Genomic DNA, 20,280 nt, shown 5'->3' with positions numbered 1-20,280 from the left:
CCTGTGCTTACCTGAAGGATGTGCTGACCCGCCTTCCGACGCAGAAGAACAACGCCATCGACGAGCTATTGCCCCACAACTGGAAGCCGGCTATACCTGACAAGGTGTGATGGGCGGACGCTTACAAAAGGATGACACCTGATGAGCTCTTTCCGAAAGAGGTTCAAAGTCACGTTAAAGTATGACGCGATAAAACGACAGTGCCGGGATTCGGCACCTATTAAAATAAAAGGTAAATCATTCTGTTAGCCAAAGTGGTTCCTGAATCAGTGATTCTGCCAACCATCCTCCCGCCTCTACCGAACATCAGGAAGCTGCTTTCGTGTCTGGCGGAGCTCCGAACTTGACTAACTCCAGACGCCTGAGCACGAACGCCAATACTACGCCAAAACAACCAACAAAAGGAAAAACCCACCGGCCAGTGTCCCAACCACCGAATTCAGCAACGACCGCTGCGATTGCCGGAGGACCAAGTAGAATGCCAACATTTATGCACTGGACAACAATACCATTACCAAAAGCGACTTCCGATGCATCGCGGGCATGAACTGGAATACCAGCCATCACGGTACCGGGAATAGTGCCGCCTGCTATTGATGCAGCGATCGCAGCAAACATTCTCAGTTCTGGTTGAATGTCCGAGGAGAACACCACGAAACCAAAGCCGGAGATTAAAACCTGCCCGGCAGCAATAACCTGCCACCGGGTAAATCCGACAGACGCCAGGTAAGGGGCTGCCAGGTTTCCCAAAGCATTTGCGAGCATGACCAGACCTGTCAGCAGTGCAGCCTGGTTCAGGGAAAACTCCATATAGCTGACTGCGAAGGAAGGTAACCAGGTGCCGATCATGAACCATTGGGAAGAGTATATTGCGAAAGCACCACCCATGACCCAGTGCCCGGTTAGCTGGGTACTCTGCCGAAGTTGGCTCAACAACGACTGTTTGCCGGCTGGGGAAGGCTGCGTCTTTGGAAAAGCACTCTTCATACTCCAGGCAATAACCAATACACAAACAAGCAACCCCCCATTCACCCACCAAACAGTTTGCCACCCTCCTGTTGCGATAAGCATCGGTGTGAGGACGATCATACCGGCAACGCCAATGGGCATGTAGCATCCCCATATCGCCAGCGCTCGCCGCCGCCACTCTGGCGTTGCAGCGGCGGCAATAATGGATGGTGCAGATACGGCTATCAGAACAAAACCTACGCCCTCCAACAGTCGTGTTCCCAGCAACATCTCACCCGTGGTACTCAGCGCACCCAATACCGTGCCCACGACCGCTGCAAACAGACCAAGCAGCAACGTGTTTCCCACACCGGTTTTTGCTGCAAGCAGACCACTCACAAGTCCTAGTACGGCCGCCGCGCCATTAATAGAGGCTGACAACCAACCCGCCTGTACAAGCGACAGGTCAAAAGAGTTCCTCAATACGGGTAATGCAGAGGGCATCTTCCCGATTTGAGCGGCAATAACAATTCCTGCGGCCAAAGCAACCAGAAAAGCAATCAACCTTCTGTTTATAATAAGTGACACCTGAAAACCTCGCTTTAAATCCCCGTGGATATTAAGGGTCATAACTACTGGAGAACATCAGCCTTCGCATTTATCAGGCAACCTCTCGGTCTCTGGACAGCCAGGCCCCTCCCATCAGAAAAACGCCACTCACATAAAACACCAGCACCAAGCCTCCAGAGGCGCCCAACACCCCAAAAAATACGGGTGCAAGGAGTTGTGAAAACCGGTTAACTGCCAACCGCAGTCCAAGAACCTCTCCTGTTCTGTCTTTTGGTGAAGCGCTGTAGGTGGTTGATATCGACAATGGCTGCCCGCACCCAAGCCCCAACCCCATCAGCCCACTCAGCAGGCCGAGAACCCAAGTTTCCGTTGTCATGGGCATCAACAGAAAAGCAGCACCAGCGGTCAGAATTGATACGAAAAGAACAACATTTCGCCCGAACATGTCGCACAAACGAGCCAGGAGAAACCGCACCACAATCTGTGCAAATGCCTGAATGGAAATAATCCATCCAATGGTGGATCCCGAAAGACCCGCTTCGCTGGCGAACAATGGAAAATAAACAATGAAGATATCCCGGGAATAAAGCACGAGCGCGCTGGTCACCATGGCGCGGCGTATTGAAGGATTTTTCAGAAAATACAGGACGCTTGACTGCTTGACTAATGATTTTGTTCCACCCTTAATAGATGGAAGGAAGAACCCCAGAAGCACTGGAACGACTCCCGCAACACCCGCCACAAGAAAGGCTACCGCGTAGGAATACTGATCTGCGAGGTAGCCTCCGCACACCGGTCCGATAAGATTCCCGACGGATGCTGAAAGGGTGAATATCGCAAACTGATGATCCCGGTTTTCAACCGTGGTAATTTTTCCGATCAGATTCTGCACGGAAACCATACACAGTAGCTGGGAAACACCTACGATGATCTGGGTCAGATACAGGGCCCACAGCGACTGGATCGCAAAGGGAAGAATCAACCCGATGGCTATACCGGCAGAGCCTATTACTACTGGCAGCCGATCACCAATCACGTCAGAGAGCTTGCCCACATGCATCGCAAGCAACAACGGTAGCAATGCATACAACGACGCAAGCAGACCAACATCCAGCGTATTGGCTCCAAGGCTGGCGGCGTACAGTGAGATCATCGGGCGCGTAGCACTTAGCGTAAGATAAACGCCAAATGTGACGCCCAATACGACTTTGATAGTCATCCTGAAACTACCGCGGCATCAGCCAGACAAGGTATCGGGCACGTTGATCGCTTACGAATCAACGGCCTGACTTTCGAGAAAGGTTGTTGCGACTTTCTCAAGCCAGCGGGTATTGAAATTCCCCGTCACAAAGTCATCATTCACGATTACGTATTGCAGGAACGGGATGGTGGTATCGACACCTTCAATCTCAAATCCCGCAAGCGCTTGCTCCATCATGGCCAGAGCATCCTGCCGGTCTTTGCCGTGAACAATGAGCTTGCCAAGAAGCGAGTCATAGTAAGGCGGCATGAAGTATCCTTCAAAACCATGACTATCAAGACGGATGCCCGAACCGGAAGGTGGCCGCCAACGGCTGATGCGACCAGGAGAAGGCTGAAATCCTCGCAGAGGTGCTTCAGCGTTTATACGGCACTCGATAGAATGCCCTTCAACCTTGACCTCGCCCTGATTGATATCCAGTTTTTCCCCTGCCGCAATGCGCAATTGCTGAGCCACGATATCAACACCAGTGACCGCTTCCGTAATCGGATGCTCTACCTGAACCCGTGTGTTCATCTCCAGGAAGTAGAACTGCGAACGATCCATATCCACAATAAATTCCACGGTGCCAGCGCTTACGTAGCCAATATTTTTCGCCAGCGTTACAGCGGATTCGTGAATCTGTTGACGAAGCTTATCTGACAGACCTGGTGCAGGAGACTCTTCAACCATTTTCTGGTATCGGCGCTGTAACGAGCAGTCGCGCTCGCCCAGGTGAATGACGTTGCCATGGTTGTCAGCAAGAATCTGCACTTCAACGTGCCGAGCATTACCGATATACCTCTCCATAAACATAGCGCCATCACCGAATGCGGCCGCTGCCTCAGCTGAAGCTCCCTCGAATGCAGCTTTCAGTTTCTCAGTTGCATCAACAACCCTGATACCGCGGCCACCACCACCCGCGGCTGCCTTTAAGAGAATCGGATACCCCACCTGCTCCGCAGTTTCCAGGGCTTCATCCGCTGAATACAAACGCGCCGAACCTTCAGCCAACGGAACATTAAACTCTTTGGCCAGAGACCTTGCTTCAAGCTTGTTACCCATGCGACGGATATTTTCAGGCGTAGGCCCAATAAAGATAAGACCGTTCTCGTGACACAGTCGGGCGAATTCAGCATCCTCGGATAAAAAACCATAACCAGGGTGTATGGCATCGCATTCTGTTGCCAACGCCGTTGCGAGAATGGCTTGTCGGTTCAGGTAACTGTCCGTTGACCTTGCCGGACCAATACAGACGACTTTGTCTGCAAGGCGGGCCCCCATGGTTTCCCTGTCTGCAGAGGAAACGCCCAATACGGTCTCTATTGACAGTGCCTTACAGGCCCTTATAACGCGAACCGCGATCTCGCCACGATTTGCAACAAAGACTCTGGAAATACCCATTAACCAGCCCCCCCGTCAGGCTCCACCATGAAAAGGGGTTGGCCATACTCGACCAGTTGGGAATCCTCAACACAGATTTCTACAATCCTGCCCTTCAGACCGGCCGAGACGCCATTAAACACTTTCATGACCTCAACAAGGCCGACGGTTGTGTCGGCATCAACCTCGGAGCCAACCTGGACAAAAGGTTCCGCACCTGGTTCCGGCGCCGCATAGAATACCCCGACTACCGGTGCCTCCACCGCAACCAGACTTGATGATGCAGTGGCGGCGGCCGAAGCCTGTGGCTGGGGCGCAACATTGCCAGGGGCTGGGCGCTGATCCTGTTTTTCAGTGTTCTGCTGAACCGCAGGAGTCGGGGCCACGGGAGCATCTGCCGCAACCGGTGCAGGTGCTTGCGCGACCTGCGGCAAGAAATTACCGGATTTGCTGACTGCTATCTTGGTATCGCCATACTCAAGCTGCAGCGAGTCAAAACTGGATTCCTCAACCAGCCGAAGAATGTGCAACACATCTTTTTCGGAAAGTGTCATATCAACAACCCTCTTGTTTCCGTATCAAGTCTAAAGCCTCCCGGAACGGGACGCACCCTGGAGATAGCACTGTTTTACTAGAGAAACGTTGTACCACCGTCTACCGTTAAGCTCTGTCCCGTCAAAAAGCTTGCATCGTCGGATGCCAGAAACAGGACAACGCCCGCAAGATCTTCAGGAGTTTCCCCCCGAGGTATCGACCGCATTCGAATCAGAGCCTCCCGCTGCTCTGGAGTTACCGTATCCCGCTCGATTTCAGTATCAGTCGCGCCTGGCAGGACAGAGTTGACGGTGATCCCGTATGGCCCCAATTCACGGGCGAGACTTCTGGAGAGGCCAATAACACCTGCCTTGGACGCCACATAGTGCACATACAGCGGCCGCCCCATATTCACTACAGCCGACGAGATATTGATGATTCTCCCCCAGCCTGATTCCCGCATAGGCGCGGCAGCGAATCGGCTGCAGAGGTAGACACCGGTGAGATTGACGTCAATCACCTTCCTCCACTCAGCCACCGGAATTTCATCATAGGGACGCATCTTGAGGGTCGAAAAGATGGAGGCGTTATTAACCAGTACATCAAGGCGCCCATAGTTTTCCACTACCTCGTCAATACCGGCGCATACGGACTCTTCATCAGCCACATCCATGGGCAACGCCATAGCCTCGCCAGAGCCAGCCCGGATGTCGTCAACAACCTGTTTGGCCGCAGGCTCGTTGATATCACTGACAATCACAATTGCACCGCTATCGGCAAACCGGTGAGCAAAGCATCGCCCCAGTCCCTGGCCAGCTCCGGTGATGAGCACTACTTTTTTATCAACATGAGCCATACGATCTCCCGATCAGAATAAACAGTCCACCTGCCTTGCAGACAGTACCCGGCATTTTTCACAGCAGACTGGGCAAATACGTTGCCAGTACGGGGAAAATAGCCAGCAAAACCATGCCAAACACAAATAACAGAACGAATGGCCAGGCCGCCCCATATACCTGCACAAGGGTCCCTTCCGTCCATGCACTCTTCAACGCAAATAACGTGTAACCGAAAGGTGGTGTCATACCTCCAACGGTGATGTTCACAAGGAAAAGCAGCCAGAACCACAGTGGATCAAAACCAAGAATCTCGATAATCGGTTTGTAGATCGGAATAATGATCAGCATCAACGCAATCTGATCAATGAACATACAGAGCACAAAAGGTAGCGCCATCAGAATGATGAGCATGATCCAGGGCGCATATTCCATGGCTGCGACCCATTCCGTAAGCGCACTGGCTCCGCCAGTAAAAGCCAATAACTGACTAAAAAGCTTGGAGCTGGCCATTATTATCAAGATCATCGCTGAAATCATTGCCGCCGAACCTAGGGAATCCGCCACCATCCTGTAATTCAGGCGTCGATAGATAGCCGCAGCGACCAAAGCTCCCACAACACCCATTGCACCAGCCTCATTCGGAGTCGCAATACCCATGAGGATGAAACCCATCACCGATATAATGATGATGGAAAACGGCAGCATCCTGACGACCGCCATCACCTTGTCCCTGGCAGTCACCTCCCGGTCAATGGTTTCGAATTCCGGTGTCAACTTTGGGTTGAAACGGATACGAATAAATGTATAGCCCAGAAACAGGCCAGCAAACATAAGGCCCGGAAGGATACCGGCAACCAGTAACCCTGCAATCGACACACTGGCAAGGGTGCCGATGATGATAACCAGGACACTAGGAGGCACCAGTGGGGCGAGGCTTGCGCCTGCCAGAATATTGCCAGCCGACAGTTTTGGATCATAGCCCCTGGCAATCATTCCCGGCAGCAGGGAACGGCCCAACATTGCCGCCACGCCCATTGCCGCACCGGACAGAGTGCTGAAAATTGTAGCCAGAGCGATTGAAAGGACATATTGCCGACCTCGTATATGCCCAATGAGTTCGTCCATTGAGCGGAACAATACGTCCACAGCATGGCTTCGGAACAGAATCTCCCCCATGAGGATAAACAGTGGAATAGTAACCAGCGATCCCGAGGTGGTGGTATCATAAAAACTGCTGGCAAGCATGCCAAAACCGGCCGGTCCAAGAAGTACAAACACGGCAATCAGGTTTACCAGCATGAAAGCCACAAATACCGGCATGCCGAGCAGCATAAACAGCAATAGTAGTCCTGCACCTGCCAGAACTGCGGGGATCCCCGTGATCATCAGTATTCCCCCGCGGGCTTTTTAACGCCACGGCCCGCCGCAGCCAGGCGCAGAAAATACAGCCCGGAATTAAACAGGCCATAACAGACGAGTGAGAAAAGTGTCCACTTGGGGATACTTACGGTACTGAGGGTGCCGGACCCACGCTCGTAGAGCGTCAGCGTTTCCACGTAAACAATGTACCCGAGACACAAACAGGCAGCTGCGCCAATAACATATCCTCCCCGGAGCATCACTTGCCGGCCCCTTTCAGGCAGTTGATCGTTCAGTACGGTTACCGCAACGTGACCACCGGCCCGTGTCAGCCAGGGCATAACAAGGAAAACGGTGATGAGCAGCAAAAACGACACGAAATCGCTGGCCCAACGTGTTGGGGCACCAAAAACGTAACGGGAAGCAACTTCATAGGAATAAATAACGACAATCGCGCCAAGCGCGAAGATGCCCAATTGATATAAAGTTCGTGACACAACATCATGCCACTGCAAAACACCCGCCAAAACCGAACTCTGTTTTATTGTCATAATTAAGGGTTCGCTTCAGTTCAAACATCTATTCAAAAAGGTTCGGCTTCGGTCCGGAGACACATACCCCGAAGCCGAACAAAGCGGTCGGACTCCCGATCAGGGTGCCATTCCCGCATCCGCAGCAAGTTCGCGAATTCGTTTCACAGCTTCAGGGCTTTGCTTCTCAGCAAGGTCCATTGCGCCCTGAAACCAGGCCTTGTCGACCTGAGCCTGCTGCTTCTCATTCAACTCGGTGATAGTCACGCCTTTCTCTTCAAGCGTGGCTTCCTCGGCAGCGACAATTTCATTGAATTTTTCCACCGCCTCTGATTCGTATTCTTCCGCCACTTTTGAAATCAGGTCACGCGTTTCCTCGTCAAGACTGTTCCATTTGTCCAGACTCATGAAAACCTCATGACCGACCTGTCCGAATGAAGGTCTCAGCATATAGTCCGCCACCTCATACAGGCGCAACCCTACAGGGCCAACGGTTGGCCATGCTGCACCGTCGACAACTCCACGCTCCAGAGCCGGGTATATTTCACTGGCAGACAAGACCACGGGGGAGGCGCCAAGCGCTTCAATGACCGGGTGGTAAATAGGGGTGCCACGAATCCGACGACCTTTAAGGCCGTTGTCAGGATCCAGGGCTTCACGAAGCATGATCGCATAGCCATTCATGTCATAAAGCACAGCAATGAGCTTGAGACCCCGCTCCTGATAACGCTCGTCCACATAATCCCAAATGCCGGATTCCCTGAGCTTGTCAGGACCACCAATCAGAGAGTCCAGAGACATGGCCACAGCGGTATCGTTGTAGTGATAGGCGCCATTGGTGAACAGCATGTCCATTAGTCCACGGGAAACCGGGTCCAGTTGTTCAAAGGGGGGGAAAGTTTCTGGCCCCGAAACCCGGGAGGTAATCTCGCCGTTCGACTCTTCTTCAAGGCGCTCCAGAAATCCTCCGAGGATCTGGCCAACCGGTTCATAGCTGTCATCCCAGCTACTCAGTACCCGGAATTGCTCAGCTGCCAGTACCTGGCTGAGTGTCAGGCTCATCACCAGAGACATACATAATGCAAATTTACGACACATACTTTTCTCCTTCAGGGATTGGTCTTGTTCTGTTTGTCGATACCCTAATTTTGAATAACTTGCCGTGTTGCTTCGCTCGAGCACGTAATCCACTGTTATTTTTTATACTGAACCGATTCCTCCGCAGCGTGAGCCATATGAAAGCCAATCGGTTTGTTTGCTTCCTCATAAAGATGCGCAAGCAAACCTGCCGTTCTCGCCAGGATCGGAATACCTTTGAGCGACTGAACCGGAAAGCCGACATCCAGCAGCACTGCAGGAATAGCAAAGGAAACGTTCATTACCAGATGTTTTCCCCACACTTTATCCACTGCTAATTGAAGGGCCCGTGTATACTGGCAATAGTCACCTGCGACACCGCGTTCTTCCGCCATGGACAGTAAACTTTCACAGCGAGGGTCCACCGGTTTGTGCAAGGGGTGTCCGAAACCGGGAAAGCGCCTACCCGAAGCCTTCACCGACTTTGCCTGTGACAGTGCCACGGGGCCGTGCTCCCCTCCTTCTTTGTGCCACCGCTCAACACCTTCCTTCAGCACCTGGCCAGCAGCTTCGGCAGTCCCCAGAACCGTGCTCCCGCACCCGAGAATTCCTGCCGCCACAGCGCCCTGAAGTGCTTCAGGCGCCGCAGCATAGGTCATACGGCTTGCCTGCACGCTAGGAGTTAATCCATGCTCAGCAATGGCAACCAGGGTGGCGTCTAGAAAATCACGCTGGATCTCTGTTGGCAGCTCCCCGGTTAGCGAAAGAAAGTAAAACTCGGTAAAGGAGATCTGCCCTATCAAATCCTTGCTCAGATTGCGACCGCGAATATGTATCGACGCCGCATCCGCCGTTGCAATTGAGCTTCGCGCTTCAGAGTGTCCGATTTTCATCACATAACCTTCGAATTGGCTTAGGCCTGTGGCGACTTACTCATGACTAATGAGAAATCCCCACCTTTCTGGACAGATACAAAGCCCCTGTCTTTCAATCGTGACAAGCTACCCACCAGTTCCACGATGGGTTGACGCGAACTGAGCCCTCCCTCTGACGAAGGACGCGACTGCCGTGCAACCTCAACAGCTTGCTCATCGATAAAGGCGCGAAGGATCAGTTCTTCGTCTGTCAGGCTTTCACCGTACTTACGACGCACTTCCGGTAAGGTGAGCTCCGGAAACTCTTTGCTGGCAAGTTCCTTGGCACGGTTTCTACTCAGGATCTTGTCTTTGACATCAGGGTCCATTACTTCGGTCGCTTCCTTACCGAACTGACCAAGCGCATAGTAGATGCACTCGTCGGTGACTTGCTCGTAGCGTCCGCCGGTCATCACATTGATCGCCGCTTGAGTACCAATGAACTGGGAGAGAGGCGTTACCATGATCGGAAAGCCAAAATCGGCCCTGACCCGCGCCGCCTCTTCAAGAGTCGCCTCCAGATGCCCCGACATACCGACTTTTGCCAACTGGTATTCAAGATTGGAAATCATGCCACCAGGAACCTGATGACTGTACAGACTCTCGTCGTACTCGAAAGGTGTACCGATTACAAAGCCGTGGCGTTTCGCGATCGTCGTGAAATGCTCCTCCACGGGCCTCAGCAATTCTTCCGAAACCAGTGTGTCGTGGCCAAGGGCACGGAGATTACTCGCAGTATTGAAAATCGACGGATTCGACGAACCGCTTGCCAACGGGGGCACGGCGGTATGCACATGAGTGATGCCGAGTTTGACTGCCTCGATAACGTTCAGTGGCGCAAGCCCATTGTTGCAATGGACATGCAATTCAAGAACGATGTCCCCAATAACTGCCTGAATCTTGGGCAACAACTCACGGACTCGCTCCGGGGTAAGCAAACCACCCACATCCTTGAAGCAAAGACGATAGGGCTTCAGTTTCGCGGCAGCACGAGCGCGCTTCACGAAGTAGTCGTCGGTATGCCTCGGTGACACGGAGTAGATAATATTAACAACAGAATCCATTCCCATCCGCTTCAGCTCGTCGACTTCCTCACGGAGCTCCACAAAGTCGTTCCACGGATTGGAAATCCTCGCACAACTTATACCTTGGTCAATGACTTTCTGAACCATGAGTTTTTTGACGGATTCAGGCACCTTACCCAACCCACCCTTGTAACCCGCGTGCAAACGAAGAGGCGTTTTCCTGGCCACAGCCGCTCCCTGGCGGAGCCACTCCCAAGGATTCTCATTAAGATCTCTGATCATCTTCTTTAACTGCACAATCGGGACAAAAAACTCCATGGCCTCGAAACCCGCCTCATCCATTTGCTTGAGGGCAGGCAACATCATCTCCGTCTTCATGTTGAGCGCCCAGAGACTTTGCTGACCATCACGCAATGTTGTATCTATAAAATTGATCTGACTCATAAAATCCTCGCGCCACTCACCTTGCGTTCCCCCTCGCACATCAAAGGGTGATTAAAGGCTCTCCAGAAACATTTGGGCCGCCAACTAGTTTCCATCTATCAAGATGCTTTCTTATCATATGGAAATCAGGCTAGCTCTGGGAGGAAAACCTGTCAAGCGCTAATGCCCCAACAAAAATACATTGACAACACGCCGCCAATATTTCTACAGTTAAGATAGTATCTCATTAATTAATAATTGGTATGAATGCACGACAGGTCCACGGCAACTTGAACGACCATAGTGAATTGATACCAACGGTCAGAGGGTTCAGATAATGGCTGACTGGCTAAGGCTATACGCTGATGACGGGCATGAATTTTCCGCTTACCACTCGATACCGTTCAGTACTCCCTGCAAGGGACGAGTTGTTGTCATCCAGGAAGTATTCGGAGTTAATCAGCACATTCGCGATGTGTGTGAACGGTTTTCACAGAGTGGTTACGACGCGCTTGCCCCATCGCTTTTTGATCGGCTGGAGCCAGGCGTCCAGTTGGGCTATTCGACTGAGGACGTTGATAAGGGAAGGGACCTGCGTTCACGCCTGGAGTGGAACGACGCACTCAACGACACACTGGCAAGCATTAGCTATCTCGCCCAGTCCGGCCCCGTGGCCGTTGTAGGTTTCTGTTACGGGGGAACGATCGCTTGGCTGGTAGCCAGCACGCCCAAGGTCCAGGCCGCAGTTTGTTACTACGGTTCTTACATCCACCAATTCAGAGATCAGCACCCTCAGTGCCCGGCTCTACTCCATTTCGGGGCACTCGACCACGTGATCCCCCTGGAGAACGTCGAAGACATCAGGGCCGCAAACTCGGAGGCAGATCTTAATATCTGCATCTATCCCGACGCGGGACACGGATTCAACTGTAATTTGCGGGACAGTTTTCATGGGCCCAGCGCAGAGCTGGCGTGGCAACGCACCCTGGACTTTTTGTCGCAGAACTTCACCAGTGCCTGAACACCCCAGGCTGAGGTATCTCATACCTGACGCCGGAGTATCAAGGAGTATACATGCAACGTTTCACAGTTTCACTTGACGACGATCTTGCAGAACTTTTTGACCAGTTTCTCCATCGCTTCAGCTACAACAACCGCTCCGAGGCGATTCGGGATCTAATTCGGAAAAAACTTGAAACAGATGAGCTCGAGCACTCCCTGGATGGCCACTCTATTGGCACGATTACCTATGTGTATAGCCATAAGGAACGGGAGCTGGCAACCCGATTGGCACGGATACAGCATCAACACCACGACGTTTTGGTATCAACGCTGCAGGTCCACCTGGATCATGACCATTGCTTTGAAACACTTGTAACCCGTGGCCCGACAAAGGAGCTAAGGGCGTTCAGCGAAAACCTGATTGCAAAACCGGGCATTCGTCACGGTCAGATCTACCTTCTGCCAGTGGTTTATGAAGTGGCATCCCACAGTCACAACGGGTTATCCACGTCCCATGAGCCACACCAGCACGTTCATACTCACCCGGCCACCTGAACTGGCCGAAGCGAAAAGGAATTACCGATGTCAGCTAGTTCCCAGAAAGCAAGAAAGTACGCCCTTGTTGCAGGAGCCTGGTTATTCATTGTACCTGCCATTTCATCGGCCCATTTTCTGGAATTGATCCCTCAACACGCTGTGATTTCAGAACAGACTAGCCAGTCCATTAATCTCGATATTCAATTCACCCATCCGATGGCCACTGGTCCCAGAATGGATATCGACATGCCGGTTCGGTTTGGCGTGATGACAAGGGGCGAACAGCAAGATCTTCTCGGCTCCCTGACCATTCATGAAGAAGATGGAAAGCGACACTATTCAGCAAGCCACTCTGTCGCACGACCCGGCGATCATGTTTTCTTCATTGAACCGGAGCCTTATTGGGAACCCTCAGAAGAAGTCATGATCGTTCATTACACCAAAGTCATCGTCAGTGCCTACGGTGGCAGCAGCGCCTGGGACCAACTCGTCGGCATGCCGGTAGAAATCGAACCTATGACCCAACCCTATGGATTGTGGTCCGGAAATCTATTCAGGGGCGTGGTACTGAAAGATGGCGAGCCTGTGCCCGGAGCAATGGTAGAAGTTGAGTGGAGAAACGATGGTTCGGTAGCCATCCCTTCTGATGAGTTTGTAACCCAGACCATTAAGGCCGACCAGCAAGGAGTATTCAGCTACGCGATGCCCCGTGAGGGCTGGTGGGGGTTCGCTGCACTGCTAACAGCGGATAAGCCGATGAAAAATCCGGATGGCAAAACCGTGGATGTCGAAGAAGGTGGGCTCATCTGGGTTTACGTTCAGGATATGGAGTAAACAGCCACGTGGCTCATATACCGGAAGGCATTCTTTCTGAGCCAGTACTGATCGGTGGTGCTGTCCTGGGGATTGCAATGCTGGGCTACTCTCTGAAGAGAATGCCGGCAGAAAGCATCCCCCAGACAGCTCTGCTTGCAGCTGCCCTATTTGTTTCTTCGTTGGTCAGTATCCCTGTGGGGGTCAGCAGTGTTCATCTGTTGCTGAATGGCCTGATGGGCATTGTTCTGGGTATCGTGGCTGTGCCCGCCATACTGATTGCCCTCGTCCTTCAGGCGGTTTTCTTTGGCTATGGAGGGCTGGTTGTCCTGGGCGTTAATCTGGTCAACCTGGCGCTCCCAGCGGTGTTGTGTGCCATTGTCATACGTCCGCTAATTCACAACGCGTCACCCAGGAAATCATTCTGGCTCGGTCTTCTCGCAGGCGGCCTTGGTGCCTGCATGACGGGCATTCTGTTAACGAGTTCTATCATGCTCTCTGATCCAAACCTGATTCCCGCAGCCAAGATCATCCTGCTAACTTTTGTTCCTTTGATGGCTATCGAGGGCGTAATTACGGGCTTCACGGTTGGGTTTATCAAGCGTGTCGCACCGGAATTAATTCTGCCAAAGGAGGGCCGTCATGTTTAACAAAACTCTGCTGACAATTCTTGGTTTTCTGATCTTCCATGGGCCAGTACAGGCGCATCAACTTAAAGTGTTTGCTTACGCTGAACAGGATCGAATCACCGGAGAAGTATACTTTTCTGGAGGTCAGAAGCTGAAAAATGCACGGGTTTCTCTGGCCAGCCTCAAAGGTGATGACGAGATCGCAAACACACGCACGGATACCGACGGCAGCTTCTCTTTTCCTGTTAATGTTCGCCAGGGCTACCGCATCAGTGCCAATTCGGGGGAGGGTCATGTTGCACATTGGGACGTCCAGATGTCCGAAGTGATTGTGTCCGAATCAGAACCGGACAGTCTGCAACCGTCAAACCCTGCTTCTCTACCTCCGTTGTGTGAGCCTCAGTCAGGCAAGTTGAAGACACTGATTGAAAGTGCCGTTTCCGGCCAGGTTGCTCCGCTGCGTGCGGAGCTGCAGGAGGTCCAGGATGAACGGCGAATTCAGGACATACTCGGGGGTATTGGTTATATAGCAGGACTCGCCGGGCTCGGTATGCTCTGGTTTTCCAGGCGTCGGGGATCCAGGCTGTGAGTAATGCCCTGCACGCTCAGACCGATCAAAGTGGTACTTCTGCGATCAATTATCTTGATCCCCGTACAAGACTGCTAACAGCGGTTTTGACCACAGTCACACTGATCAGTATTGATAGTCTTGTCATACTCACCGGTGCCCTTGTGTTTGCAGCTGGGATCACGGCACTTGCAGGCCTCGGTGCATTCTCGGTGGTTCACCGTTTAGTTCTGCTGGAAGGGTTCGTGATTGTCTTGCTGTTGGTTCTTCCTTTTACCACCACCGGGGAACCCTTATTCGAGCTCGGACCGATTGTACCGTCAGGGGAGGGCCTTAAGCTTGCAGCGGTTATTGCCCTCAAAATCAATACCATTACCTTGCTGAACCTTGCTTTGATTGGAACCCTGTCACCGCTGCAGGTTGGCAATGCACTCAGGCTGTTGAGAGTGCCCGGGAATCTGGTCCAGTTGTTGCTCATGTCGGTTCGTTATATCAGTGTACTGGAGAACGAATATGCTCGCATTCGTCGCGCCATGAAAGCAAGGGCGTTCGTCGCCAGATCCAATGTCCACACCTGGCGCACTTTTGGCTGGCTGGTCGGCATGTTACTGGTAAGAAGTTTCGAGCGCTCGCGCAGAGTGAGCAACGCCATGAGGTGTCGCGGCTTCAACGGTTCCTTTACCTTTCATTCAGAGAGCCAATGGAAAGTTTTTGACAGTATTACCCTCACACTAGCCACCGTTACCTCCGTATGCCTGATATTCAGGAGTTACATGACATGACCTCTTCCTTACTGGAACTCCAGGGTGTAAACATTGATCGGAATAACGAACGGTTGATAAGTGACATAAACTTCCACCTGAACCCTGGCGAAAGGGTTACTTTACTTGGAGCGAACGGCACTGGGAAGTCCACATTTCTGGACGCTCTGGTCGGGCTCCATCCACTATCAGGGGGGGATTACACCGCATTCGGAAAAACACTCAACAATAAATCCGACTTTCATCAGATACGGTCGAAAATCGGCCTGGTGTTTCAGGATTCTGATGATCAGCTGTTCTGTCCTTCCGTAATCGAGGATGTCGCCTTCGGTCCTATCAACCTCGGGCACAGTCCCAGGCATGCCAGGGCTATAGCCCTTGACACTCTGAACAAACTCGGCTTGGGGGAATTATCAGAAAGGATTACCTATAAACTGTCTGGCGGAGAAAAGAGGTTGGTCTCTATCGCGACTGTGCTCGCCATGGACCCAGACATCATTCTTCTGGACGAACCAACAACCGGCCTTGATGAAAGCGCCAGGCAACGACTCATCAAGTGTCTGGCAGAACTCTCACAAGCGCTCGTCTTCACCTCACACGACCAGGATCTGATTGACCAGTTGGCTACACGGGCAGTGCTGATAAAAAATGGATCTTTCGTGAATTCCATTCTTCATCAGCACCCCCATGTTCACGTTCACTCACACAAACATGTACATTCAGATGACGACCTCACACACACTCCCCCTTCAGACCCGGAGCATTCATCTCATTATCATCCCGGCGATGCGAACAGGCAAAAAAGCTAGACGGTCATCAGGTTCCGGAATAACTGAATCGCATTGAGAAGTCGACTGCTTTCAGGTCTTTGGTGAGTGCCCCCACAGAAATGAAGTCTACCCCTTTTATGGCATAATCCTTCAAGGTATCCCAGCTCACTCCTCCGGAGACCTCAATGAGCATCCGGCCCTGATTCAGTTTTAGCGCATCATGCACCAGTTGCGGTGTGAAATTATCCAGTAACACCATGTCTGCGCCAGCAGTCAGGGCCTCTTGCAGTTCATCAAGGTTCTCGACTTCAACTTCCAGTTTCGAGTAGCTGTTGTGTTGACGCGCAACCCCTACAGCCTTGGTGATGGAGCCGCAGGCGACGATGTGGTTCTCTTTGACCAGAAACGACTCCGCAAGGGTAAGGCGGTGATTGACGCAGCCTCCGCATGCGGTCGCGTATTTCTGGGCAACCCGAAGCCCTGGCAAGGTCTTACGGGTATCAAGCAACTTCACACCCGTGCCAAAGCCTTTAAGCGCATCCGAGTACCGCCGCGATACGGTCGCGATGCCCGAAAGCATCTGGAGGAAGTTGAGTGCAGTACGCTCCCCTTGCACCAGTGCACCAGCCGGTCCTGAGAAGCGGCAGAATACCTGGTCGGGAATCAGCGGGTCGCCGTCATCAACGTCCCACTCAATGGTAATCCTGGGATCAATCTCCTGGAAAACCTCATCAAACCATTCTCTTCCACAGAACACAGCGTGTTCCCTGCAGATTATTTGCCCATGAGCAACATGTCCATAAGGAATCAGGCCCGCCGTGATGTCCCCGGCTCCGAGATCCTCGTCCAGAGCACGTCTCACATCTTCCCGAACAACCAATCTTGATACACGCACTTGTTTTACTCCTTGCTAATTTAACAACACGCCTGGTTCGAGACAAAAGCCTCAGTTTATAGGAACGCCTGATTCTTGAAACCCGCGGGTTACGTTAATAGAACGGATCGTAGTGTATCTGGCCAGTTGGAACATTTCCCTGCAACTGAAGCATCTTTGTGGTCGCCTGAACCATTGGCGGCGGCCCGGCAAGATAACATTCGAACCTTGAAAGCTCATTTCCAAGTTGATTCTCTACGATCTCATGAATGAATCCAGTGTCACCCGTCCAATCCGATGCATATTCAGGCATTGAAATCGCGGGCCGGTAATGAACACGCCTGTCAAAACCTGGTAGCGCTTTCAGTTCATCAAGGCCACACAGGTCCTCTGGCGTTCTGCCCCCGAAATAGAAGTGTACTTGACGGCCTTCCATATCAGGGTCCATCAACACGCCTCGCGCGATGGACAGCATAGGCGAAATGCCGGAACCACCAGCGATACACAAAATATCCCTTTCACTTTCAGCGCGCAGATAGGCGTGGCCGTATGGTCCATCGACGACAATCCTACCCCCAACCCTGAGCTCATCGAAAAGCGCACCGCTGACTTCCCCCCCGGGTTTTCTTCGAATCCAGAACTCCCATACCCCGTCCCCATTGGGAAGATTGCTCATGGAGTAAGCCCGTGGCCCCCTGCCGTCAGGAAAGGTGAGCATTGCGTATTGCCCTGGCAGAAACTTTGCGTCCGAGCTATCGGGGGCCTGGAAGCAGAACTCAACAATGTCACTTGTGACATCCCTACGGGAACTCAGGGTTGCCTCAAACCGGGCTGGCAGATTGATCGGCGCATATTCCGGGTCGGTGCGCATTTTAATCACGAGATCAGTTTTGGCTTTGCATTGACAGGCCAGCTTTCTACCCTTTTTTATATCGCGGGCACTAAGAGCCGGCGCGGTGGGCCAGGGCTCTTCAATTTCGCCTTCGATCAACTGGAATTTACAAGTACCACAACCACCGGAGTTACACTCATAGGCCAGACCATAGCCGGCTGTAAGGCCTGCGCGAAGGATACAATCCTGCGATTCAGTTTGTTCAAACTGCTCACCAGTACCCTCAATCTTGATGGTAGGCATATTTTTCCCTCGTATATTATTGATCTGATTTCTTTTCGACGACAATCTCAAGATCACAGCTCGAACTTAAGACTTCATCAATCCCAGGAAGCGCAAGCAATTGTGGTCAGTCAGGGCCATCACATCCTGCTCGTTGAGCCCCAGGGACTCAAATCGTTTGCCCGGGTGTTTATCCCTGATAACAAAAGGATAATCCGTGCCCATCATTACCTGCCGGATGCCATAGATTTTCGTCAAATAAGAGATTGCGTCTTCATCATAGACGAGAGTGTCGTACCAGAACCGACGAGCCTGCTCCATTGGTGACAATGACATTGCTTCCCGCAGAGCACCGCTGACCTCCCAGCCATTCTGAAGTCGGGGCAAGGTCATCGGAAATGCGCCACCGCCATGGCTGAAGGCAATCCGCAACTTTGGAAAACGCTCAAGGACACCATTCACCAGGAACGAGGCAATACCTATGCTGTTCTCATTTGGGAATGCAACGAGAGGCTCCATCAACGGCAACGGATACAACCGATCCTTATTGGGATGAAGTGCATGAACAAACAGACACATATCTTCTTCTTCCAAAGCCGCAAAGAATGGGTCAAAGCGACGGTCGCCCATGGCCACGCCATTGATGTTGCTTCCCACTTCCACACCCAGCAAGCCGAACTCATTTTTAAGAACTCTGACTTCCTTTGCCGCAACATCCGGATCCTGTAGAGGCACCATGCCCAATCCGAAGAATCGATCTGGAACCTCCGCCACCAGGCTGGCAATCGTGCCGTTAATATGGCGGCCAAATGCAAGTGCGTCCTGTGTATTGAACCAGTAGGACAACAACTCAGGCATCGGTGACAAGACCTGCCGATCAACGCCCTCTTCGTCCATTTCCCGTAATCTTGAGGTGGCACTCCAGGATGTATCGTTCACTTCTCGGAATGCTTTCCCTCTGATCATGACGGTTTTATGGTTACCGTGCCCACAATGCATGCAAGGCCATGCATTGTGGGCATCATTGCCAGGGTAAGGTGGGAAATTATCAGGCACCACATGAGTATGTGAATCAATCATAACGCTCTCCGCCCAAGGCCTTACGCCGGGGCTTTACCCTCATCAAGATTTACATAGACACACCCACCCTCAACTGTGACGGGATAGGACTTAAGGGGTAGCACGCACGGAAAATCAACAGCCTCACCTGTCCGAATATCAAAGGTGCCACCGTGGAAAGGACATTCTATGATAAAATCATCGTCCACCTCGCCCTCCGCTAGGCTGGCCTCTCCATGCGTACAGGTGTTATCTGTGGCAAAAAAATTGCCCCCAACTCTGTAAACGACAACAGGAGGTTGATCGGGCGGGTCAATCCTCACCATTTCATTATCCGCTAGGTCGTCTTCCTTACACACATAGAAATGTTTTCTGTCGTTTGCATCATTCATGTTTACTCCTCATTGATTCAAGCTATTCCGTACATGGTAACCATCATAACGCCCAAAACTGTGGCAATGGTTCCCATGACCACCTTTGTTGTAAAAATTTCATCTGCACGGAGAAAAAGGTAGGACATCAACAACACAAACAACGGTGTTGTCGATGCAAGAGGCGCTACAATCACAAGATCCGCATACTGCAGTGAAAAATAGAGAAGAACCGGGCCAAGTGAAGAAAAGATTCCCGCCAGAAGAAAGAACCCGAACTCATTCGTAGTGCAACGAATTTTCCTGAATCCACTGCTGCCCCCCGTGTAAATGCTAGCAAACAACCATGAAGACGTTGTCGTTACCGCTGCCGCGGTAACAGCATCCGTTCCTATATCGATTCCGATCTTACGAAATACCATCGAGATCCCGTAAGACAAAGAAGCCACCATTGGCAGAAGAAGATAGGATTTCGGAACCGCCTTCAAGCTGGCTGTTTGGTTTTTTCCTCCCTGAGACCCAACAAACACACTCCCAATGATAACGAGCAACGCACCAAACAACCCGAGAAGCGTCAGCGTCTCCCCAAGAAACGCCATGGCAAGCACCAACGTAACCACCGGGTGGGTCAATGTCAGTGGTGTTGTGATGTTAGAGCCTAGCTTCGCCATCCCCAGAAACTGGAAAAGACGCCCCAAGAGAGGGGCGAATATACCCGCGATGAAAAAGTATCGCCATTGCCACCAGTCACCAAACTGCCAGCCATAACCAACGAGACTCCAGCCCCAGAGAAAGACCACATTGATGGCCAACGTAACCCATAGAGCAGTTTCGCTGGAAGCCGTCTTTACCCCAACCCTGACAAGGGTAAAGGTAAAAGCAAACATCAATGCGGAAGTCAAAGCCAGCGTAACTGCAATCAATTCACTGCTCATGACCT

23 protein-coding genes are annotated in these 20,280 nt (G+C 52.0%); 8 read left to right on the top strand and 15 right to left on the bottom strand.

Annotation, left to right across the window (positions count from 1 at the left end; all coding sequences use genetic code 11):
- Window positions 1-110, top strand: a 110-nt coding sequence (locus tag FO268_RS15855; protein WP_150987750.1) for a transposase domain-containing protein, incomplete at its 5' end; no start/stop codon positions are given.
- Window positions 111-306: 196 nt separating this feature from the next.
- Here FO268_RS15855 and FO268_RS15850 read toward each other — a convergent pair.
- The 10 genes from FO268_RS15850 to FO268_RS15805 form a co-directional block, all read right to left on the bottom strand.
- Window positions 307-1,578 carry an MFS transporter gene (locus FO268_RS15850; RefSeq protein ID WP_150994228.1) on the bottom strand — a complete coding sequence of 424 codons (1,272 nt, stop codon included), beginning with the start codon at window positions 1,576-1,578 and terminating at the stop codon, window positions 307-309.
- 31 nt (window positions 1,579-1,609) lie between these two features.
- Window positions 1,610-2,737 carry an MFS transporter gene (locus tag FO268_RS15845; protein WP_150994227.1) on the bottom strand — a complete coding sequence of 376 codons (1,128 nt, stop codon included), beginning with the start codon at window positions 2,735-2,737 and terminating at the stop codon, window positions 1,610-1,612.
- 51 nt (window positions 2,738-2,788) lie between these two features.
- A complete protein-coding gene (locus FO268_RS15840; RefSeq protein WP_150994226.1) occupies window positions 2,789-4,162 on the bottom strand; it encodes an acetyl-CoA carboxylase biotin carboxylase subunit in 1,374 nt (457 codons plus the stop codon).
- Complete coding sequence (accB, locus tag FO268_RS15835) at window positions 4,162-4,695, bottom strand: acetyl-CoA carboxylase biotin carboxyl carrier protein (RefSeq protein WP_150994225.1); 534 nt, start codon at window positions 4,693-4,695, stop codon at window positions 4,162-4,164. The genes FO268_RS15840 and accB overlap by 1 nt, the downstream gene beginning before the upstream one ends.
- Window positions 4,696-4,772: 77 nt before the next feature.
- Window positions 4,773-5,531, bottom strand: coding sequence for an SDR family NAD(P)-dependent oxidoreductase (locus FO268_RS15830; protein WP_150994224.1), 759 nt, complete (start codon window positions 5,529-5,531; stop codon window positions 4,773-4,775).
- Between the two features lie 58 nt (window positions 5,532-5,589).
- Window positions 5,590-6,900 carry a TRAP transporter large permease gene (locus tag FO268_RS15825; RefSeq protein WP_150994223.1) on the bottom strand — a complete coding sequence of 437 codons (1,311 nt, stop codon included), beginning with the start codon at window positions 6,898-6,900 and terminating at the stop codon, window positions 5,590-5,592.
- Entirely contained in the window at window positions 6,900-7,370 is a 471-nt protein-coding gene (locus FO268_RS15820; protein WP_191966974.1) for a TRAP transporter small permease, read from the bottom strand. Before FO268_RS15820 ends, FO268_RS15825 begins: the two co-directional genes overlap by 1 nt.
- A gap of 153 nt (window positions 7,371-7,523) precedes the next feature.
- The gene (dctP, locus tag FO268_RS15815) at window positions 7,524-8,501 is read right to left on the bottom strand and encodes a TRAP transporter substrate-binding protein DctP (protein ID WP_150994221.1); all 978 of its coding nucleotides are present in this window, start codon (window positions 8,499-8,501) and stop codon (window positions 7,524-7,526) included.
- A 95-nt stretch (window positions 8,502-8,596) separates the two neighbouring features.
- Window positions 8,597-9,373, bottom strand: a complete 777-nt coding sequence (locus tag FO268_RS15810) for a citryl-CoA lyase (RefSeq protein ID WP_150994220.1) — start codon at window positions 9,371-9,373, stop codon at window positions 8,597-8,599.
- Window positions 9,374-9,393: 20 nt separating this feature from the next.
- The gene (locus FO268_RS15805) at window positions 9,394-10,863 is read right to left on the bottom strand and encodes a hypothetical protein (RefSeq protein ID WP_150994219.1); all 1,470 of its coding nucleotides are present in this window, start codon (window positions 10,861-10,863) and stop codon (window positions 9,394-9,396) included.
- 316 nt (window positions 10,864-11,179) lie between these two features.
- On the opposite strand from FO268_RS15805, the gene FO268_RS15800 reads away from it, so the two are divergent.
- The 7 genes from FO268_RS15800 to FO268_RS15770 are packed head-to-tail and all read left to right on the top strand — an operon-like array spanning window position 11,180 to window position 15,961.
- Entirely contained in the window at window positions 11,180-11,863 is a 684-nt protein-coding gene (locus tag FO268_RS15800) for a dienelactone hydrolase family protein (RefSeq protein ID WP_150994218.1), read from the top strand.
- 53 nt (window positions 11,864-11,916) lie between these two features.
- Window positions 11,917-12,399, top strand: coding sequence for a nickel-responsive transcriptional regulator NikR (nikR, locus tag FO268_RS15795; RefSeq protein ID WP_150994217.1), 483 nt, complete (start codon window positions 11,917-11,919; stop codon window positions 12,397-12,399).
- A 27-nt stretch (window positions 12,400-12,426) separates the two neighbouring features.
- Window positions 12,427-13,215, top strand: coding sequence for a DUF4198 domain-containing protein (locus FO268_RS15790; protein ID WP_150994216.1), 789 nt, complete (start codon window positions 12,427-12,429; stop codon window positions 13,213-13,215).
- Window positions 13,216-13,223: 8 nt separating this feature from the next.
- Window positions 13,224-13,844, top strand: coding sequence for a cobalt transporter CbiM (cbiM, locus tag FO268_RS15785; RefSeq protein WP_150994215.1), 621 nt, complete (start codon window positions 13,224-13,226; stop codon window positions 13,842-13,844).
- Entirely contained in the window at window positions 13,837-14,412 is a 576-nt protein-coding gene (locus FO268_RS15780; RefSeq protein WP_008172169.1) for a carboxypeptidase-like regulatory domain-containing protein, read from the top strand. The genes cbiM and FO268_RS15780 overlap by 8 nt, the downstream gene beginning before the upstream one ends.
- On the top strand, window positions 14,409-15,173 hold the full coding sequence (gene cbiQ / locus FO268_RS15775; RefSeq protein WP_225316780.1) for a cobalt ECF transporter T component CbiQ: 765 nt from the start codon (window positions 14,409-14,411) through the stop codon (window positions 15,171-15,173). Before FO268_RS15780 ends, cbiQ begins: the two co-directional genes overlap by 4 nt.
- A complete protein-coding gene (locus FO268_RS15770; protein ID WP_008172171.1) occupies window positions 15,170-15,961 on the top strand; it encodes an energy-coupling factor ABC transporter ATP-binding protein in 792 nt (263 codons plus the stop codon). Before cbiQ ends, FO268_RS15770 begins: the two co-directional genes overlap by 4 nt.
- Before the next feature lie 7 nt (window positions 15,962-15,968).
- Here the strand turns inward: FO268_RS15770 and nadC are convergent, their stop codons facing one another.
- From nadC to FO268_RS15745, 5 genes are all read right to left on the bottom strand, one after another.
- A complete protein-coding gene (gene nadC / locus FO268_RS15765; RefSeq protein ID WP_008172173.1) occupies window positions 15,969-16,817 on the bottom strand; it encodes a carboxylating nicotinate-nucleotide diphosphorylase in 849 nt (282 codons plus the stop codon).
- Window positions 16,818-16,911: 94 nt separating this feature from the next.
- On the bottom strand, window positions 16,912-17,988 hold the full coding sequence (locus FO268_RS15760; RefSeq protein ID WP_202336651.1) for an FAD-binding oxidoreductase: 1,077 nt from the start codon (window positions 17,986-17,988) through the stop codon (window positions 16,912-16,914).
- A gap of 9 nt (window positions 17,989-17,997) precedes the next feature.
- On the bottom strand, window positions 17,998-18,990 hold the full coding sequence (locus FO268_RS15755) for an amidohydrolase family protein (RefSeq protein ID WP_039881927.1): 993 nt from the start codon (window positions 18,988-18,990) through the stop codon (window positions 17,998-18,000).
- 20 nt (window positions 18,991-19,010) lie between these two features.
- A complete protein-coding gene (locus FO268_RS15750) occupies window positions 19,011-19,361 on the bottom strand; it encodes a non-heme iron oxygenase ferredoxin subunit (RefSeq protein WP_008172179.1) in 351 nt (116 codons plus the stop codon).
- 17 nt (window positions 19,362-19,378) lie between these two features.
- Window positions 19,379-20,275: a DMT family transporter gene (locus FO268_RS15745; RefSeq protein ID WP_008172181.1), complete on the bottom strand. Its 897-nt coding sequence runs from the start codon at window positions 20,273-20,275 to the stop codon at window positions 19,379-19,381.
- Between the last annotated feature and the right edge of the window lie 5 nt (window positions 20,276-20,280).

The sequence above is a fragment of the Marinobacter denitrificans genome (genome assembly GCF_008795955.1).
Classification (GTDB): domain Bacteria; phylum Pseudomonadota; class Gammaproteobacteria; order Pseudomonadales; family Oleiphilaceae; genus Marinobacter; species Marinobacter denitrificans.
Note: the sequence above shows the minus strand (reverse complement) of the source record. Positions and strands in the feature narration are given on the sequence as shown.

What these genes read in the sequence shown, in the direction of transcription:
- FO268_RS15805 (WP_150994219.1), bottom strand. Translation starts at nt 10,863, where the DNA reads ATGAGTCAGATCAATTTTATAGATACAACATTGCGTGATGGTCAGCAA.
- FO268_RS15840 (WP_150994226.1), bottom strand. Translation starts at nt 4,162, where the DNA reads ATGGGTATTTCCAGAGTCTTTGTTGCAAATCGTGGCGAGATCGCGGTT.
- accB (WP_150994225.1), bottom strand. Translation starts at nt 4,695, where the DNA reads ATGACACTTTCCGAAAAAGATGTGTTGCACATTCTTCGGCTGGTTGAG.
- FO268_RS15755 (WP_039881927.1), bottom strand. Translation starts at nt 18,990, where the DNA reads ATGATTGATTCACATACTCATGTGGTGCCTGATAATTTCCCACCTTAC.
- dctP (WP_150994221.1), bottom strand. Translation starts at nt 8,501, where the DNA reads ATGTGTCGTAAATTTGCATTATGTATGTCTCTGGTGATGAGCCTGACA.
- FO268_RS15845 (WP_150994227.1), bottom strand. Translation starts at nt 2,737, where the DNA reads ATGACTATCAAAGTCGTATTGGGCGTCACATTTGGCGTTTATCTTACG.
- FO268_RS15850 (WP_150994228.1), bottom strand. Translation starts at nt 1,578, where the DNA reads ATGACCCTTAATATCCACGGGGATTTAAAGCGAGGTTTTCAGGTGTCA.
- FO268_RS15750 (WP_008172179.1), bottom strand. Translation starts at nt 19,361, where the DNA reads ATGAATGATGCAAACGACAGAAAACATTTCTATGTGTGTAAGGAAGAC.
- FO268_RS15800 (WP_150994218.1), top strand. Translation starts at nt 11,180, where the DNA reads ATGGCTGACTGGCTAAGGCTATACGCTGATGACGGGCATGAATTTTCC.
- FO268_RS15780 (WP_008172169.1), top strand. Translation starts at nt 13,837, where the DNA reads ATGTTTAACAAAACTCTGCTGACAATTCTTGGTTTTCTGATCTTCCAT.
- FO268_RS15830 (WP_150994224.1), bottom strand. Translation starts at nt 5,531, where the DNA reads ATGGCTCATGTTGATAAAAAAGTAGTGCTCATCACCGGAGCTGGCCAG.
- FO268_RS15770 (WP_008172171.1), top strand. Translation starts at nt 15,170, where the DNA reads ATGACCTCTTCCTTACTGGAACTCCAGGGTGTAAACATTGATCGGAAT.
- FO268_RS15810 (WP_150994220.1), bottom strand. Translation starts at nt 9,373, where the DNA reads ATGAAAATCGGACACTCTGAAGCGCGAAGCTCAATTGCAACGGCGGAT.
- FO268_RS15825 (WP_150994223.1), bottom strand. Translation starts at nt 6,900, where the DNA reads ATGATCACGGGGATCCCCGCAGTTCTGGCAGGTGCAGGACTACTATTG.
- FO268_RS15790 (WP_150994216.1), top strand. Translation starts at nt 12,427, where the DNA reads ATGTCAGCTAGTTCCCAGAAAGCAAGAAAGTACGCCCTTGTTGCAGGA.
- nikR (WP_150994217.1), top strand. Translation starts at nt 11,917, where the DNA reads ATGCAACGTTTCACAGTTTCACTTGACGACGATCTTGCAGAACTTTTT.
- FO268_RS15745 (WP_008172181.1), bottom strand. Translation starts at nt 20,275, where the DNA reads ATGAGCAGTGAATTGATTGCAGTTACGCTGGCTTTGACTTCCGCATTG.